The following is a 14,384-nucleotide window of genomic DNA, read 5'->3' on the forward strand; positions in this document are numbered from 1 at the left end:
CTTTACTTGCCGCTTTCCTGCATTAGCTTCTCGAGCTTCACGGCATCGGCCGCGAAGGCGCGGATGCCTTCTGCGAGCTTCTCGGTGGCCATCGCGTCCTCATTGAGCGCGAAGCGGAATGCGGCCTCGTCGTAGCTGAGCTTCTTCACCTTCGCCTCGGCGGCGGCCTTGCCCGCATCAAGCGCATGCGAAAGCGGCGCGTCGCTCGCGGCCAGTTCGGCCAGCAGTTCGGGGCTGATGGTCAGCAGGTCGCAGCCGGCCAGTGCTCGGATCTGGCCCACGTTGCGGAAGCTCGCGCCCATCACTTCGGTCTTGATGCCATGCTGCTTGTAGTACGTGAAGATTTCTCGCACCGACTTCACGCCAGGGTCGTTTGCGCCCGCATTGGCGGTCTCGTCCCATTGGCTGCCGGCCGACTTCTTGTACCAGTCGTAGATGCGGCCCACGAAGGGCGAGATCAGCTGCACGCCCGCCTCTGCGCAGGCCACGGCCTGGGCGAACGAGAACAGCAGCGTCAAGTTGGTGCGGATGCCCTTCTGCTCGAGAGCGCGCGCGGCCTGGATGCCTTCCCAGGTGGAGGCCACCTTGATGAGCAGGCGCTTTTCGGTGTCGATGCCCTCGGCCTTGTAGAGCGCCACGATGCGTTCGCCGCGCGCCACGGTGGCGGCCGTGTCGAAGGACAGTCGTGCATCGATCTCGGTCGACACGCGGCCCGGGATGATCGAGAGGATCTCGGTGCCGAAGCGCACCAGCAGGCGGTCGATGACCTCGTCGATCGGCTTGCCCGTGTGCTTGCCGACCGTCTCGTCGAGCAGTGGCCGGTACTCGGGCTTCTGCACCGCCTTGAGGATCAGCGACGGATTGGTGGTCGCGTCCTGCGGCTTCGAGATGGCGAGTTGCTTGAAGTCGCCGGTGTCGGCGACCACGGTGGTCCATTGGCGGAGGGCATCGAGTTGGTTCATGGCGAAAGATTATCCGGTCCGGGTGATGACAAGTCCTGCACGCAGTTGTGCAGGGGCCGATGTTTGTTTCTTCATTCATACCGTAGCACGGGTTCCCGCCCCCCTCCATCGGCCTTCCGCCGACAGGGTTGTCGGCGTTTTGCGCCGCGCTCCCCTACACGGGCTGTGGTCCGTCGCTGACGGCAGGCGCACCTCGGCGCGGGCTACCCTTTGCATTCGCCGGCTTCATGCTTTTCTTTTGCACCCGCAACACACAGGAGTGCCTCGCCCATGCCTTTCCGTCATCGCTCCGCGGCATCCGCCGCCGACAGCCGCGCTCCTTTCGACGACCGCCGCACCAGCCGCGCCATCGGTACCCTGGCAACCGCCTTCGTCGTGGGTGGCGTCGTCACCTGGTTCGCGCTCGGCGCGGGCCGGACCGCGCGCGCGCAACTGCCGGGCCCGCCGGATGGCGCGCCGCTCATGCGTGCACCGCTGCAGGTGGTGGCGCCGGTCGACCTTCAGCGCTACGCCGGCATCTGGCACGAACAGGCACGCCTGCCGAACCGTTTCCAGAAAGAGTGCAGCGGTCCCGTCACCGCGGAGTACACGCCGCAGCCCGACGGCACAGTGCAGGTGCGCAACCGCTGCGTACGGCCGGACGGCAACTTCGACGAGGCCGTGGGAACCGCGCGCGTGGTGCCGGTGGCGGGCCAGCCCGGCGCCGGCCGGCTCGAGGTGCGATTCGCACCGGCCTGGCTCGGCTGGCTGCCGATGGTCTGGGGCGACTACTGGATTCTCAAGCTCGACCGCGACTACCAGGTGGCGCTGGTCGGCACGCCCGACCGCGAGTACCTGTGGGTGCTCTCGCGCGCGCCGCGCCTCGAGGACGCCGCGCTCCAGGCCGAGCTCGACTACGCGGCCAGCCTGGGCTTCGACACCTCGAAGGTCGTTCTCACCGGCCGATAGGCGGCAGGTAACGGCCGAGCTGCGCGCCGAGCGCGGCCGGATGCGTGCAATGGATCGCATGCCAGCCGAAGGCGCGCGCCGCTTCGACGTTGGCGGCCGAATCGTCGATGAAGACAGTCTGCGCCGGCTCGAGCGCATGGCGCACCGCGAGCAGTTCGTAGATCTCGCGGTGAGGCTTGAGAAACTTCACGTCACCTGAGAAGACACCGCCGTCGAAACGCCGCATGAAGGCATGTCGGCGCTCGATGGCGCGCGCGTACGGCGCCGGCATGTTCGAAAGATAGTAGAGCCGGAGCCCCTCCCCCGCCGCGCGGCGGGCGAAGAGCCCCTCGAGCAGTTCGACCGTGACTGCGATCGGTTCGAGGCGCTCGCCCAGCGTGCCGAGCATCGCGTCGAGCTTCTCGCCCGGCAGCGACAGCCGCAGCGCCATGCGCGCGATGGCTTCGTCGAGCGAGCGGGTTCCGCAGTCGAAGCTCAGCCAGTCGTCATGTTGAAACAGCGCGCGGCCCAGCGCCGCCGCAGCAGCCTCGTTGGGCGCATTCTCGGAAAGGTGCGTCTGCACCAGCCGGGTGGGCTCCCAAGCCAGGAGCACGGCGCCAAGATCGAAAACCACGTTCATGGCGCCATTGTTTCATGGGCCTGTTGCAACGATCTTCCCGGCATCGGGGAGGCGCGGATCGAGCCGGGTGTTCCTGTTGCTCGGCACCTGAAACTGGCCATTGGCTGCGGCCAGCGCCTGCGCGGCAGGCGTCAGCGCCCATTTATAGAGTTTCGTGGCGGCATCGAGGTTGCGCGCGCCCTTCACGAGGCTCATGGCGCCGATCTCGGCACCGGTGCCGTCGGCCGGGACCACGGTTTCGATCGGAAAGCCCTGCATCTTCTCGGCGATGCCGTCGTGCACGAAGCCGATGGCCACGGCGGCCTCGCCGCGCGCGACGGCCTTCATCGGTCCGGCGGCCGAGCGGGTGTAGCGGGCCACGCTGCCGTGCAGCGCCTTGAGATAATTGAACGCCTTGTCCTCGCCCATGCGCCGGACCAGCGCGGCGGTCATCGCCTCGCCCGGGCCGCCCGGGGCCGGGTCGACCACCTGGACCACGCCCTTGTACGCGGGCCTGAGCAGGTCGGCCCAGGTCATGGGCACCGGGAGCTGCTTGCTGGCCAGCAGGTCGGGGTTGTAGCCAATGCCGAGCGGCGCCGCATGGAGGCCCACGCTCCTGTGCCCCGACTGCTGCGCCAGTTGCCGCGCCCACGGACGCAGCTGCGCGAGCGTCGGCGACCGGTATTCAAGCGTGAGGCCTTGCGCGGCCGCTTGAAGATGCGCCTTGGCCGCGCCGCCGAACCAGAGGTCGGCGCCGGGGCGGTCCCCGTCGGCGATCAGCTGGGCCAGCGCGTCGTCAGGGCCCTTGAGCGACATCCTGACGTGCGTGCCAGTGCTGCGCGCATACGCGGTGGCGACCGCGCTGCACCAGGCGGCCTGCACCGAGCAGATCACATCGACCGAGCCCTGCGCCGAGGCCGTCGACATCGCCATGCAGGCGGTTGCGAAAAGAAGCTTCTTCATCCGGAACCTTGCCGCCCTGAAACAAAAATAGGCCTCGTGGCCATGGTGAAGCGTAGCCGCCGTGCCGGCCTCATGAATCGGTACAAGTACCATTCGGTGGACGACAGAACCCCTCTGCATCCAGACACAAGGAAATTCGACCCATGAGCTTCGATCTCGTTCTGTTCGGCGGTACTGGCGACCTTGCATGGCGCAAGCTGATGCCCGCGCTGTTCCAGGCCTTCAGGCACGGCAGCCTGCCGAAGGACGGACGCATTGTCGGCGTGGCGCGCGACGATCTCTCGGACGACCAGTACCGCGAACTGATCCAGTCGCGGTTCAACGCGGTGGAGGGCGCCAAGCGCCCGTCGGCCGAGGAGTTCGAGAAGTTCGCCTCGCTGCTGCACTTCCTGCGCATGGACCTTTCGAAGCCCGACGACTACGCGCGCCTTTCCGACCTGCTGAAGCAGCGCAACGCCGACACGGTCGTGATGTACGTGGCCACCGCGCCGGCGCTCTTCACCCAGGTGGTCGAGCAGATCGCCGCGGCCGGCCTCAACGGCCCGTCGACGCGCGTGGTGCTCGAGAAGCCGCTCGGCCACGACCTGGCATCGAACCGCGCGATAAATGCGGCGGTGTGCAAGGTGCTCGACGAGAAGCAGGTCTTCCGCATCGACCACTACCTGGGCAAGCCCTCGGTGCAGAACCTGTTCGCGATGCGCTTCGGCAACGCACTGTTCGAGCCCATCTGGCGCCGCGAGCACATCGCCAACATCCAGATCACGATCGCGGAAGACCTGGGCGTCGAGAAGCGCGGCGCCTTCTACGACCAGACCGGCGCCTTGCGCGACATGGTGCAGAACCACGCGCTGCAACTGGTCTGCGCGATCGGCATGGAGCCGCCGATCAACTCGCATGCCGACGCGATCCGCGACGAGAAGCTCAAGGTGCTGCGCGCGCTCAAGCCCTGGACGCCCGAGACGCTGGGACTGCACGCGATCCGCGGGCAATACACGGCCGGCACGGCCTACGGCGAGCGCGTGCAGGGCTACAAGGACGAACCCGGCGTCGACCCCGAAAGCCGCACCGAGACCTTCGTCGCGCTGCGCACCGAGATCGCCAACTGGCGGTGGGCCGGCGTGCCGCTCTACATCCGCACCGGCAAGCGGCTGGCCTCGCGCGACGCGCGTATCGAGGTCAACTTCCGTCCCACGCCGCATGCGATCTACCGCGCGCCGGCCGGCGCGGTGAACAAGCTGGTCATCAACCTGCAGCCGCGCGACGGACTGGAACTGCACATGCTCGCGCAGGCGCAGGACAACCGGCGCGGCAACGGCCACCAGAGCGCCACGCAACTGGCGCCGGTGCAGCTCGACCTCGACTTCGACAAACGCTTCGGCTCGGAGCGCGTGGGCGCCTACGAACGGCTTCTGCTCGACGTGATCGACGGCCGGCTGAACCTGTTCGTGCGCAGCGACGAGCAGGAAGAAGCCTGGCGCTGGGTCGAACCGCTGATCGACAGCTGGGCTTCGGACGGCGTGCCGCGCCCCTATGCGGCCGGCACGTGGGGGCCGAGCGCCTCGAGCGCGATGATCGCGCGCGACGGCTTCTCGTGGAGCGAGGAGCAATAGCCCCTCAGACAGGCTCTCAGATCCGCCCCTCTTCCACGGCGTGGCAGGCGACCTTCACGCCGTTGATCTCCAGCAGCGCCGGGCGCTCTGCCGAACAGCGGGCATTGGCGTTGGGGCAGCGCGGGTGGAAGGCGCAGCCCGTGGGCGGGTTCAGCGGGTTCGGCACTTCGCCCTGCACCGGCGTGCGGGCACGCCCCGTGTGCTTCATCTGCGGGATCGCGTCGAGCAGCATGCGCGTGTAGGGATGCTGCGGTTCGGCGAAGAGCTTGCGCTTGTCGGCCACCTCGACGAGCCGGCCCAGATACATCACGCCGACCTGGTCCGCCACATGCCGCACCACCGCGAGGTTGTGCGAGATGAACAGATAGGTCAGGCTGCGCTGGCGCTGCAGGTCCTTCATGATGTTGAGCACCTGCGCCTGCACGCTGACGTCGAGCGCGGAGGTCGGCTCGTCGCACACCAGGAACTCGGGCTCGGTCGCCAGCGCGCGCGCGATCGAGATGCGCTGGCGCTGGCCGCCCGAGAACTGGTGCGGGTACTTCACGCCGTCGAGCGGCGAAAGGCCGACCGACTGGAGCAGTTCGCCCACGCGCGCGCGCAGCTCGGCCTTGTCGCTCAGGATGCCGTGCTCGCGCAGCGGCTCGCCGATGATGTCCTCGACGATCCAGCGCGGGTTGAGGCTCGCATAGGGGTCCTGGAAGATCATCTGGATGCGTCGGCGCAGCGTACGGCCTTCGGGGGTCTTGAACGCGGCATGCGCATCCTGCCCGTCGAACCGGAAGCCGCCACGCGTGGGCGCATACAGACCTACCAATAGGCGCGCCACGGTGCTCTTGCCGCAGCCCGATTCGCCGACCAGCGCGAGTGTCTTGCCGCGCTCGATCGAAAAGCTCACGCCATCCACCGCATGCAGCAGCACGCGCGGCTTGCGCTCGAGCACGCGGTTGAGCCAGGGCGGCGACACGTCGAAGGTGCGGGCCAGGTCGTGCGCGACGACGAACGGCTCGCTGCCTGCGGTGTCGCGGCTCTTGTCGTCGGCCGCGGGAAGCGTAGCGGTGCTCATCGGCTCACCTCGTCGAGTGGGGCTGCGGCATCGGGCACGGCGCGTTCGCCGGCCAGTTCCGCATCGTGGTGGCGGGCGGCCAGTTCGGCTTGGCCGCGGTGCGGATCGGTGGCATCGTGCAGCCAGCATGCGGCCCGCGTGGCGCCCGCATGCATGAGCGCGGGCCGCTCCGAGAGGCAGCGCGCGAAAGTGCGCGGGCAGCGCGGGTTGTAGGCGCAGCCCTCGGGAATGGCGTTGAGCCGCGGCATGGCGCCGTCGATCTGATTGAGCCGCTCGCGGTCGCTCGCCATGTCCGGGATCGAGGCCATGAGGCCCGAGGTGTAGGGATGCGCCGGCTGGTGGATGACCTCGTGCACCGGACCGATCTCGGCGATGCGGCCTGCATACATCACCGCCACGCGGTCGCAGGTTTCGGCGATCACGCCCATGTCGTGCGTGATCAGCATCACGGCCGCGCCGCGGTCCCTGCAGACGCGCTTGAGCAGCTGGATGATCTGCGCCTGGATCGACACATCGAGCGCCGTGGTGGGTTCGTCGGCCACGATCAGCTTGGGCTCGGCCGCGAGCGCGAGCGCGATCACGACGCGTTGGCGCATGCCGCCCGAGAACTGGTGCGGAAAATGATCGATGCGCTGCTCGGCGGCCGGAATGCCGGTGTCTTGCAACAGGCCGATGGCACGGCGCCGCGCCTCGACCTCGGTCACCGGCAGGTGGGTGCGGATGGTCTCGATCAGTTGCCGCCCGACGCTGTAGAGCGGGTTCAGCGAAGTCAGCGGATCCTGGAAGATCGCGCCGATCTTGCGGCCGCGGATCGGCCGCATCGCATCGAAGCCGAGGTTGTCGATGCGCTGCCCTTCGAGCACGATCTCCCCTCCGGCCACGCGGCCGGGTGGCTCGAGCAGCCCGATGATGGCCGCGCCGGTGAGCGACTTGCCGGCGCCCGACTCGCCGACCACGCCGAGGATCTCGCCGGGCGCGATGTCGAAGGAAATGCCGTCGATCGCGCGCAATGTGCCGCGGCGGTGCGGAAACTCGACCACGAGGTCTTTGACCTGGAGCAGTGTCATGGTGTCCTTCCTTGTCTGTGTCAGCGCAGGCGCGGATTGAGCGCGTCGCGCAGCCAGTCGCCGAGCAGGTTCACGCTGAGTGCGATCAGCACCAGCATCGCCCCCGGAAACACCGTGATCCACCATTCGCCCGAGAACAGGTACTGGTTGCCGATGTTGATCAGCGTGCCGAGCGAGGGCGACGTCGGCGGCACGCCGACGCCGAGGAACGACAGGGTCGCCTCGGTGATGATCGCGGTCGCCACCTGGATCGTCGCGAGCACCATCACCGGCCCCATCACGTTGGGCAGCACATGGCGCAGCATGATGCGCAACGGCGCCACGCCGGTCACGCGGGCGGCCTGTACGTATTCCTTGTTGCGCTCGACCATCGTGGAGCCGCGCACGGTGCGTGCGTACTGCACCCAGCCGGTCAGCGCGATGGAGATGATGAGCACGCCGAAAGCGAGCGATTCGTGCGCGTTCGGAAACAGCGCACGGCCCACGCCGGCGATCAACAGGGCGACCAGGATCGGCGGGAACGAGAGCATCACGTCGCACAGGCGCATGAGGAAGCTGTCGAGCCAGCCGCCGAAGAAGCCGGCCGCCAGACCGAGCACCACGCCGACGACCATCGAAATCACCACCGAGACGACGCCAACGATGAGCGAAATGCGCGCGCCGTAGATCACCGCCGACAGGATGTCGCGCCCCTGGTCGTCGGTGCCGAGCAGGTACTTGCTCGAACCCTCGGCCACCCAGGCCGGCGGCAGCCGGGCATCACTGAGCTCGAGCACGGCAAGGTCGAAGGGATTGTGCGGCGACACCCAGCCGGCGAATGCGGCGCAGAACACGCACACCAGTGCAATCAGTGCCGCGCCGATCGCCACCGGCGAGGTGCGGAAGCTGTGGCCGACATCACTATCGAGCCAGCGGACAAGCGTTTTTTTTAACATCGTGGGAAGCAAAAGGAATGGGCCCGCAAGAAGCGGGCCCATGGGGTCAGGCCACCGCGGCGCTCAGATGCCCGCTCAGGGCTTGATGCTCATCCACTTGAAGAACATGAAGTTGTCGGCGAGCTGCACCAGCTCGACCTTCTTGCTCAAGCCCCAGGCCAGCGACTGCTGGTGCAGCGGCAGGTGGCCGATGTCGTCGGAATGGACCTTGAAGGCCTGCTTGATCAAGTCGTTGCGCTTGCCCTTGTCGATTTCCGACAGGATCTGCTTGGTCAGCCCGTCCAATTGCGGGCTGCAGTACGCACCCAGGTTGAACTGCCCTGCGCCCTTGTCGTCGGGGCAGAACATCAGCGAAGCGAGCGCGTTGTGCGCGTCGTAGGTGGTCGGGGTCCATCCGAGCATGTAGAAGCTCGTGTCGCGCCGCAGGATCTTCGGGAAATAGGTTCCCTTGGTCTCGGCCGCGAGATTGATTTTCACGTTGATGCGCGCCAGGTTGGCGGCCACTGCCTGGCATATCTGGCCGTCGTTGACGTAGCGGTCGTTGGGGCAGTTCATCGTGACTTCGAAGCCCTGCGGATAGCCCGCCTCGGCCATCAGCTTCTTGGCCGCCTCGACGTCGTAGGGCATCCGCTTGTCCTGGTCCTCGGTCCAGCCGTTGATGCCGGGCCCGATCATCAGCGCGGTGGGCCGCGAGGCGCCGCGCATCACGGTGCGCTGGATGCCGGCGATGTCGATGGCCTGGTAGAAGGCCTGGCGCACGCGCTTGTCCTTGAACGGGTTCTTGCCCTTGACGTTCGAATAGAGCAGCTCGTCGCGCTTCTGGTCCATGCCCAGGAAGATGGTGCGCAGTTCGGGCCCGACGATCACGCGCGAGTTCGGGCTCGCGTTGATGCGGCCGATGTCCTGCAGCGGCACCGGCTCCATCACGTCGACCTCGCCCGAGACCAGAGCGGCCACGCGCGTGGACGGATTGGCGATCGGCGTGAAGATCACTTCCTGGACGTTGCCTTCGATCTTGCCCCAGTACTTGGCATTGCGCTCGAACACCGTGCGCACGTTGGGCTGCCGCTCGCGCACGCGGTACGGGCCGGTGCCGTTGGCCTTGAACGAGGCGGCGTTCTCGATGCCCTTGCGGCGGTCGACCGGCTGGACCGCCTTGTTCTCCTCGCACCACTTCTTGCTCATGATCGAGAACGTGGTGAGCGCGTCGGGCAGGATCGGCTGCGGGCCGGTGGTCTCGATCTCGACGGTGTGCGCGTCGACCTTGCGCACTTCCTTGATGTCGGACAGCGAGGCCTTCATGTCGGAGCCTTCGCCCTTGCCGCGCGCGATGCTGAACACCACGTCGTCGGCGGTGAACGGCGTGCCGTCATGGAACTGCACGCCCTTGCGCAGTTCGAAGCGCCAGACCGTCGGCGAACTCTGCTTCCAGCTGGTGGCGAGCAGCGGCGCCAGGCTCAAGTCCTTGTTGCGCCCCACGAGGGTTTCGTAGGCGTTGGCCGTCACGCTGAGCTGCAGCGACTCGTTGAGCGAATGCGGATCGAGCGAAAGCGCGTCTCCCTGGTTGGCGATCCGGATGGTCTGCGCACTGGCGACCAGGCTGACGGCGCCCAGGGCGCACAACACGGCGGCCGCAGCCACGTTCTTCCTGAAACTCATGGGAACACTCCTCGGGTTGGGATCAAAAATTTCAAGGCGCCGCGGTGGCGGCATCTTTCTCGGTCAACTCGCCGCGGGTGGCGGCCAGTGGCATGCCCTGCTCGATCAGGCCCGCGTGCAGCGCGGCGCCGAGCGGCAGGATCTCGTCGTTGAAGTCGTAGCGGCTGTTGTGCAGGAAGGCGCCATTTCGGGCGTCCTGGCCGATGCGCAGGTAGGCACCGGCCTTCTTCTGCAGCATGAAGGAAAAATCCTCGGCGCCCATGCTGGGCTCCATGCTGCGCTCGACGTTCGAGGCGCCGACCAGCGATTCGGCCACGTCGGCCGCGAACATCGCCTCGGGCGCGGTGTTGATGGTGGCCGGATAGATGCGTTCGTACTTGATCGTGGCGGTGGCACCAAAGCCCGTGGCCACCGCGGTGCAAAGCTCGCTGAGCCGCTGCTCGACCTGCGCCTGCACGCGCGCACTGAAGGTGCGCACCGTGCCCACCAAAGTCGCCTCGCCCGGGATCACGCTCATGGCTCCGAGGTCGCCGGCCTGCACGGCGCAGATGCTGACGACCGCGGCATCGATGGGCCGCACATTGCGCGACACGATGGTTTGCGCGGCCGTGATGATGTGTGCGGCCACCACCACCGGATCGATGGTCTGGTAGGCATGCGCGCCATGCCCGCCCTTGCCCTTGATCTCGATGGTCACGCGGTCGGCGGCGGCCATCATGGCGCCCCGGTTGATGCCCACCGTGCCCGCGGGCAGGCCGGGCCAGTTGTGCATCGCATAGACCGACTGCACCGGAAAACGCTCGAAGAGGCCGTCTTCGATCATCACGCGGGCGCCAGCCAGGCCTTCTTCGCCGGGCTGGAAGATCAGCACGGCGGTGCCGTCGAAGTGGCGCGTCTCGGCCAGGTAGCGTGCCGCGCCGACCAGCATGGCGGTGTGGCCGTCGTGTCCGCAGCCGTGCATCAGGCCGTCGTGGGCCGAGCGCCAGCCGAAATCGTTGTCTTCGCGCATCGGCAAGGCGTCCATGTCGGCGCGCAGACCGATCATTCGCCCGCTCGCGGTGGAGCGGCCGCGGATGACGCCCACCACCCCGGTCTTGCCGATGCCTTCGTGGATCTCGTCCACGCCGCAGGCGCGCAGCGCCTCGCGCACGCGCCGCGAGGTGTAGACCTCTTCGAAGCCGAGTTCGGGATGGGCATGCAGGTCGCGGCGGAAGGCCTCGATCTCGGGATAGAAACTCGCAATCTGCGCGAATGCCCTGCCGGCTGCGCGCAGCCGCGGTGCGGCAGCGGTGGTCGTTGTCATCTCAATGCCCTCCCGCCTTGCCGACGCGCAGCCGCGGGTCGACCACGAAATACAGCAGGTCGACCACGAGGTTGATCACCACGAAGATCAGCGCGATGAGGCACAGGTAGGCCGCCATCACGGGCACGTCGGCGAAGGTCACGGCCTGGATGAACAAGAGCCCCATGCCGGGCCACTGGAACACCGACTCGGTGATGATCGCAAAGGCGATGAGGCCGCCGAGCTGCAGGCCGGTGATGGTCATCACCGGCACCAGCGTGTTCTTCAGTGCATGGCCGAAGTGAATGGCGCGATTCGTGAGCCCGCGCGCCCGCGCGAACTTGATGTAGTCGGTGCGCAGCACCTCGAGCATCTCGGCGCGCACCAGCCGCATGATCAGCGTGAGCTGAAAGATCGCGAGCGTGACGGCCGGCAGGATGATGTGGTGCCAGCCGTCGGCACGGAACAGCCCGCTGGTCCACCACCCGAACTGCACCGTCTCGCCGCGTCCGAAGCTCGGGAACCAGCCCAGCGTCACGGCGAAAATCAGAATCAGCAGGATGCCGATCAGAAAGGTCGGCAGCGACACACCGAGCAGTGACACGGTCATGAACAGCTGGCTCAGGAAGGTGCCGCGGCGCAGCGCGGTGTACACGCCCATCGGAATGCCGACGAACAGCGCCAGCATGGCCGCGACCAGCGCAAGTTCGAGCGTGGCTGGAAAGCGCTCGCCGATAAGACGCGAAACCTTCGCGCCCTGGCGCAGGCTCAGGCCGAACTCGCCCTGCGCAGCATTGCCCAGAAAGCGCCAGAACTGCACGAAGAAGGGCTGGTCGAGCCCCAATGCGGCGCGCATTTCGCGGATCTGCTCGGGCTTGGCATCCTGCCCCAGCAGGAAGACGACCGGGTCGCCCACGTATTGGAAGAGAAGAAAGGCAATGAACGCGACCGCGATCATGACGATCACGGCCTGTATCAGGCGACGCAGGACAAAGGCAATCATTCAGCAAACAAAGTGAGCAGGCATGCTAGCAGTGCAAGGTGCGTGCCCGCACGGTGATTCCCCGGGGGTGCACGCCCCTGGTGCGCTTTCGCCACACTTGCGGCAAAGTGGAATTGCAATAAAAAAAGCCACCCGACTTGCGTCGAGTGGCTTTTTGAACTTTCGATCAAAGCTGGCTCAGGCCAGCCTCGAATTAGAAAGCGTGACGGATGCCGAAGTCGTAACCGGTCGAGTTCTTCGGGGTGAAGACGCCGGTGTTGATGAAGGCGGGGCCGCCGACGGTCAGAGCAGCACCGTTCTTGTTGCTGACGCGAGCGATCGTGGCGTACAGAGCCGTGCGCTTCGACAGGTTGTGCACGTAGCCGATGGCCAGCTTGTTGGCCTTCGGGTCGGCAATGCTCGGCTCGAACGGCAGTTGGACTTCGTTGAAGTCGTACTTGACGTGCGAGTAGGAAGCGCGGATCAGGCCAGCACCGACCGGCACGGTCACGCCGAGCAGGTAGCCGGTGAGGTCGGCGTCGGCAGCAGCCACGAACGGGGTCACTTCGTAGTCGACCTTGTTCTTCAGGCGCGACACTTCACCGAACAGCTTCACGGGACCGAAGTCATACGAAGCGCCAACATTCAGCGTGTTGACCTTGGTGGTCGTGCCAGCGTAGAACTGGTCGCCCACGGTGCTGGTGCCATAAGCCACAGCAACGTCCAGCGGGCCGTTGGCGTAGCCAAAGCGGCCAGCGATGTTACGGCCGGTACGCGAATTGTTCGCGACGTTCGGCGTAGCAAGGCCCGGATCGTACTTGGTCTTCTCGTGGAAGCCGTACTGCAGCTGACCGTAGAAGCCACCCAGGTTCGGCGGCAGGAAGTAGCCGATGGTGTTGCTTGCGCGGGTCGGGTGACCGAAGTCGGCGGCGGCCGTCTGGATCAGGTTGGTACCCACACCGTTGGTGCCGAACGGATCGAACACGGTGTTGTTCCAGAAGGTGGGCGTGTAGTCGCGGCCGAGGCGGACTTCACCGAAACCACCCGACAGGCTCACGGTCGAACGACGGTTGAACGTCGAAACGCCGGTAGCGCCATCGTCATTGGTGATCGGGGCTTCGAGCCAGAAGCTCGCGGCCAGGCCACCACCGAGGTCTTCCGTGCCACGGAAGCCCAGACGGCTGGAGTTGTAGCCCGAGTTGGCCAGTTCACGGCGGCTGACCTTGACGCTGCCTTGGTTCACGTAGAACGGGTTCAGGAACGTGGCGCCGTTCAGGTCACGCGACGAGCTCGAATAGCTGCTGATCGAAGCGTCGACCACGCCGAACAGGGTGACGGACGACTGAGCCGAGGCAACACCGGCAACAGCCAGGGCAGCCAGAGCAACTAGAGATTTTTTCATTGCAAGTTTCTCCAAGGTTAAACATAGGGCTCCGGTGCGAAGGGCTCACCGTGACTGGCACTTTGTGCTCCCACCGGACCCCGGGCCAACCTCCTTTTGGGAAGTTGATGCTATTGCACCAGAGCCGATGCGGCAGGGCAAAACAAATCGCCCGAAATCTCCGGCACCCCCTGCGTTTCGTTGCGGGACTGCAACAAAGGCCGAAAACACCCCGGAAACTCACGATGTGAAATGAAAGCAAGCACTATCTTGCCGCCCCTGCGCCTGGGTTTAAATTGCGGCATGTCCCTTTCGCTTGATCCCGTCCTGACCACGGCCGATGCAGCGCTGCGTACCCTTTTTGCGCGCCATCGCGCCAGCCGCGCCCTTCCCACACCGGTCCAGCCGCCCGGCGAAATGACCGATTCAGAGCGCCGCGAAGCCGGCGCGCTGATGCGGGTGAACCATGTGGGTGAGGTCTGCGCCCAGGCGCTCTATACCGCCCAGGCCGCGGTGGCGCGCGATCCCGTGCTGCGGGCGCAGCTGCTCGAAGCCTCGCACGAGGAGACGGACCATCTGGCCTGGACGCGCGAGCGGCTGGACGCGCTCGGCGCCCGGCCTTCCTTGCTGAATCCGCTCTGGTACGCGGGTGCATTTGGCCTCGGGCTCGTGGCCGGACGACTCGGGGATCCACTGAGCCTCGGCTTCGTGGCGGAGACCGAGCGCCAGGTCGAAGCCCACCTGGAGAGCCACCTCGGCCGGCTGCCGGCCGCCGACAGCGCCTCGCGGGCCGTGGTCGAACAGATGAAGGTCGACGAGGCGCGGCATGCCTCGCAGGCCGTCGCCGCGGGAGCGGCCGAATTGCCCGCACCGGCCAAGGCGCTGATGCGGATGGCCTCCCGTGTCATGACCACGGTGGCGCACCGCATCTGAC

At 66.6% G+C, this 14,384-nt stretch carries 13 protein-coding genes; 3 read left to right on the top strand and 10 right to left on the bottom strand.

Annotated elements, in window-relative coordinates; translation table 11 throughout:
* Positions 1–2: 2 nt before the first annotated feature.
* Positions 3–962 (bottom strand): transaldolase, encoded by a 960-nt coding sequence (gene tal / locus AC3A6R_RS09120; RefSeq protein ID WP_487864303.1) that lies wholly within the window; start codon positions 960–962, stop codon positions 3–5.
* A gap of 270 nt (positions 963–1,232) precedes the next feature.
* Between tal and AC3A6R_RS09125 the strand changes: the two genes are divergently transcribed.
* Complete coding sequence (locus tag AC3A6R_RS09125) at positions 1,233–1,910, top strand: lipocalin family protein (protein ID WP_487862219.1); 678 nt, start codon at positions 1,233–1,235, stop codon at positions 1,908–1,910.
* Here AC3A6R_RS09125 and AC3A6R_RS09130 read toward each other — a convergent pair.
* Together AC3A6R_RS09130 and AC3A6R_RS09135 are read right to left on the bottom strand one after the other, a co-directional pair.
* On the bottom strand, positions 1,897–2,529 hold the full coding sequence (locus tag AC3A6R_RS09130; protein ID WP_487862220.1) for an HAD family hydrolase: 633 nt from the start codon (positions 2,527–2,529) through the stop codon (positions 1,897–1,899). The two genes, AC3A6R_RS09125 and AC3A6R_RS09130, sit on opposite strands and share 14 nt — an antisense overlap.
* Positions 2,530–2,541: 12 nt before the next feature.
* Positions 2,542–3,471, bottom strand: coding sequence for an extracellular solute-binding protein (locus tag AC3A6R_RS09135; protein ID WP_487864304.1), 930 nt, complete (start codon positions 3,469–3,471; stop codon positions 2,542–2,544).
* 143 nt (positions 3,472–3,614) lie between these two features.
* On the opposite strand from AC3A6R_RS09135, the gene zwf reads away from it, so the two are divergent.
* Complete coding sequence (gene zwf, locus AC3A6R_RS09140) at positions 3,615–5,081, top strand: glucose-6-phosphate dehydrogenase (RefSeq protein ID WP_487862222.1); 1,467 nt, start codon at positions 3,615–3,617, stop codon at positions 5,079–5,081.
* Between the two features lie 16 nt (positions 5,082–5,097).
* Here zwf and AC3A6R_RS09145 read toward each other — a convergent pair whose 3' ends face one another.
* The 7 genes from AC3A6R_RS09145 to AC3A6R_RS09175 form a co-directional block, all read right to left on the bottom strand.
* On the bottom strand, positions 5,098–6,144 hold the full coding sequence (locus AC3A6R_RS09145) for an ABC transporter ATP-binding protein (RefSeq protein ID WP_487864305.1): 1,047 nt from the start codon (positions 6,142–6,144) through the stop codon (positions 5,098–5,100).
* A complete protein-coding gene (locus tag AC3A6R_RS09150) occupies positions 6,141–7,211 on the bottom strand; it encodes an ABC transporter ATP-binding protein (protein ID WP_487864306.1) in 1,071 nt (356 codons plus the stop codon). Before AC3A6R_RS09150 ends, AC3A6R_RS09145 begins: the two co-directional genes overlap by 4 nt.
* Positions 7,212–7,231: 20 nt before the next feature.
* Positions 7,232–8,146, bottom strand: a complete 915-nt coding sequence (locus AC3A6R_RS09155) for an ABC transporter permease (RefSeq protein ID WP_487862225.1) — start codon at positions 8,144–8,146, stop codon at positions 7,232–7,234.
* Between the two features lie 75 nt (positions 8,147–8,221).
* Complete coding sequence (locus AC3A6R_RS09160) at positions 8,222–9,805, bottom strand: ABC transporter substrate-binding protein (RefSeq protein ID WP_487862226.1); 1,584 nt, start codon at positions 9,803–9,805, stop codon at positions 8,222–8,224.
* 31 nt (positions 9,806–9,836) lie between these two features.
* A complete protein-coding gene (locus AC3A6R_RS09165; RefSeq protein WP_487862227.1) occupies positions 9,837–11,108 on the bottom strand; it encodes a M20 aminoacylase family protein in 1,272 nt (423 codons plus the stop codon).
* Between the two features lies 1 nt (position 11,109).
* The gene (locus AC3A6R_RS09170; RefSeq protein WP_487862228.1) at positions 11,110–12,090 is read right to left on the bottom strand and encodes an ABC transporter permease; all 981 of its coding nucleotides are present in this window, start codon (positions 12,088–12,090) and stop codon (positions 11,110–11,112) included.
* Between the two features lie 193 nt (positions 12,091–12,283).
* Complete coding sequence (locus AC3A6R_RS09175; RefSeq protein WP_487862229.1) at positions 12,284–13,471, bottom strand: porin; 1,188 nt, start codon at positions 13,469–13,471, stop codon at positions 12,284–12,286.
* A 282-nt stretch (positions 13,472–13,753) separates the two neighbouring features.
* Between AC3A6R_RS09175 and coq7 the strand changes: the two genes are divergently transcribed.
* A complete protein-coding gene (gene coq7, locus AC3A6R_RS09180; RefSeq protein WP_487862230.1) occupies positions 13,754–14,383 on the top strand; it encodes a 2-polyprenyl-3-methyl-6-methoxy-1,4-benzoquinone monooxygenase in 630 nt (209 codons plus the stop codon).
* Position 14,384: the final 1 nt, after the last annotated feature.

This window comes from Variovorax sp. Soil_C_19 (genome assembly GCF_057657255.1).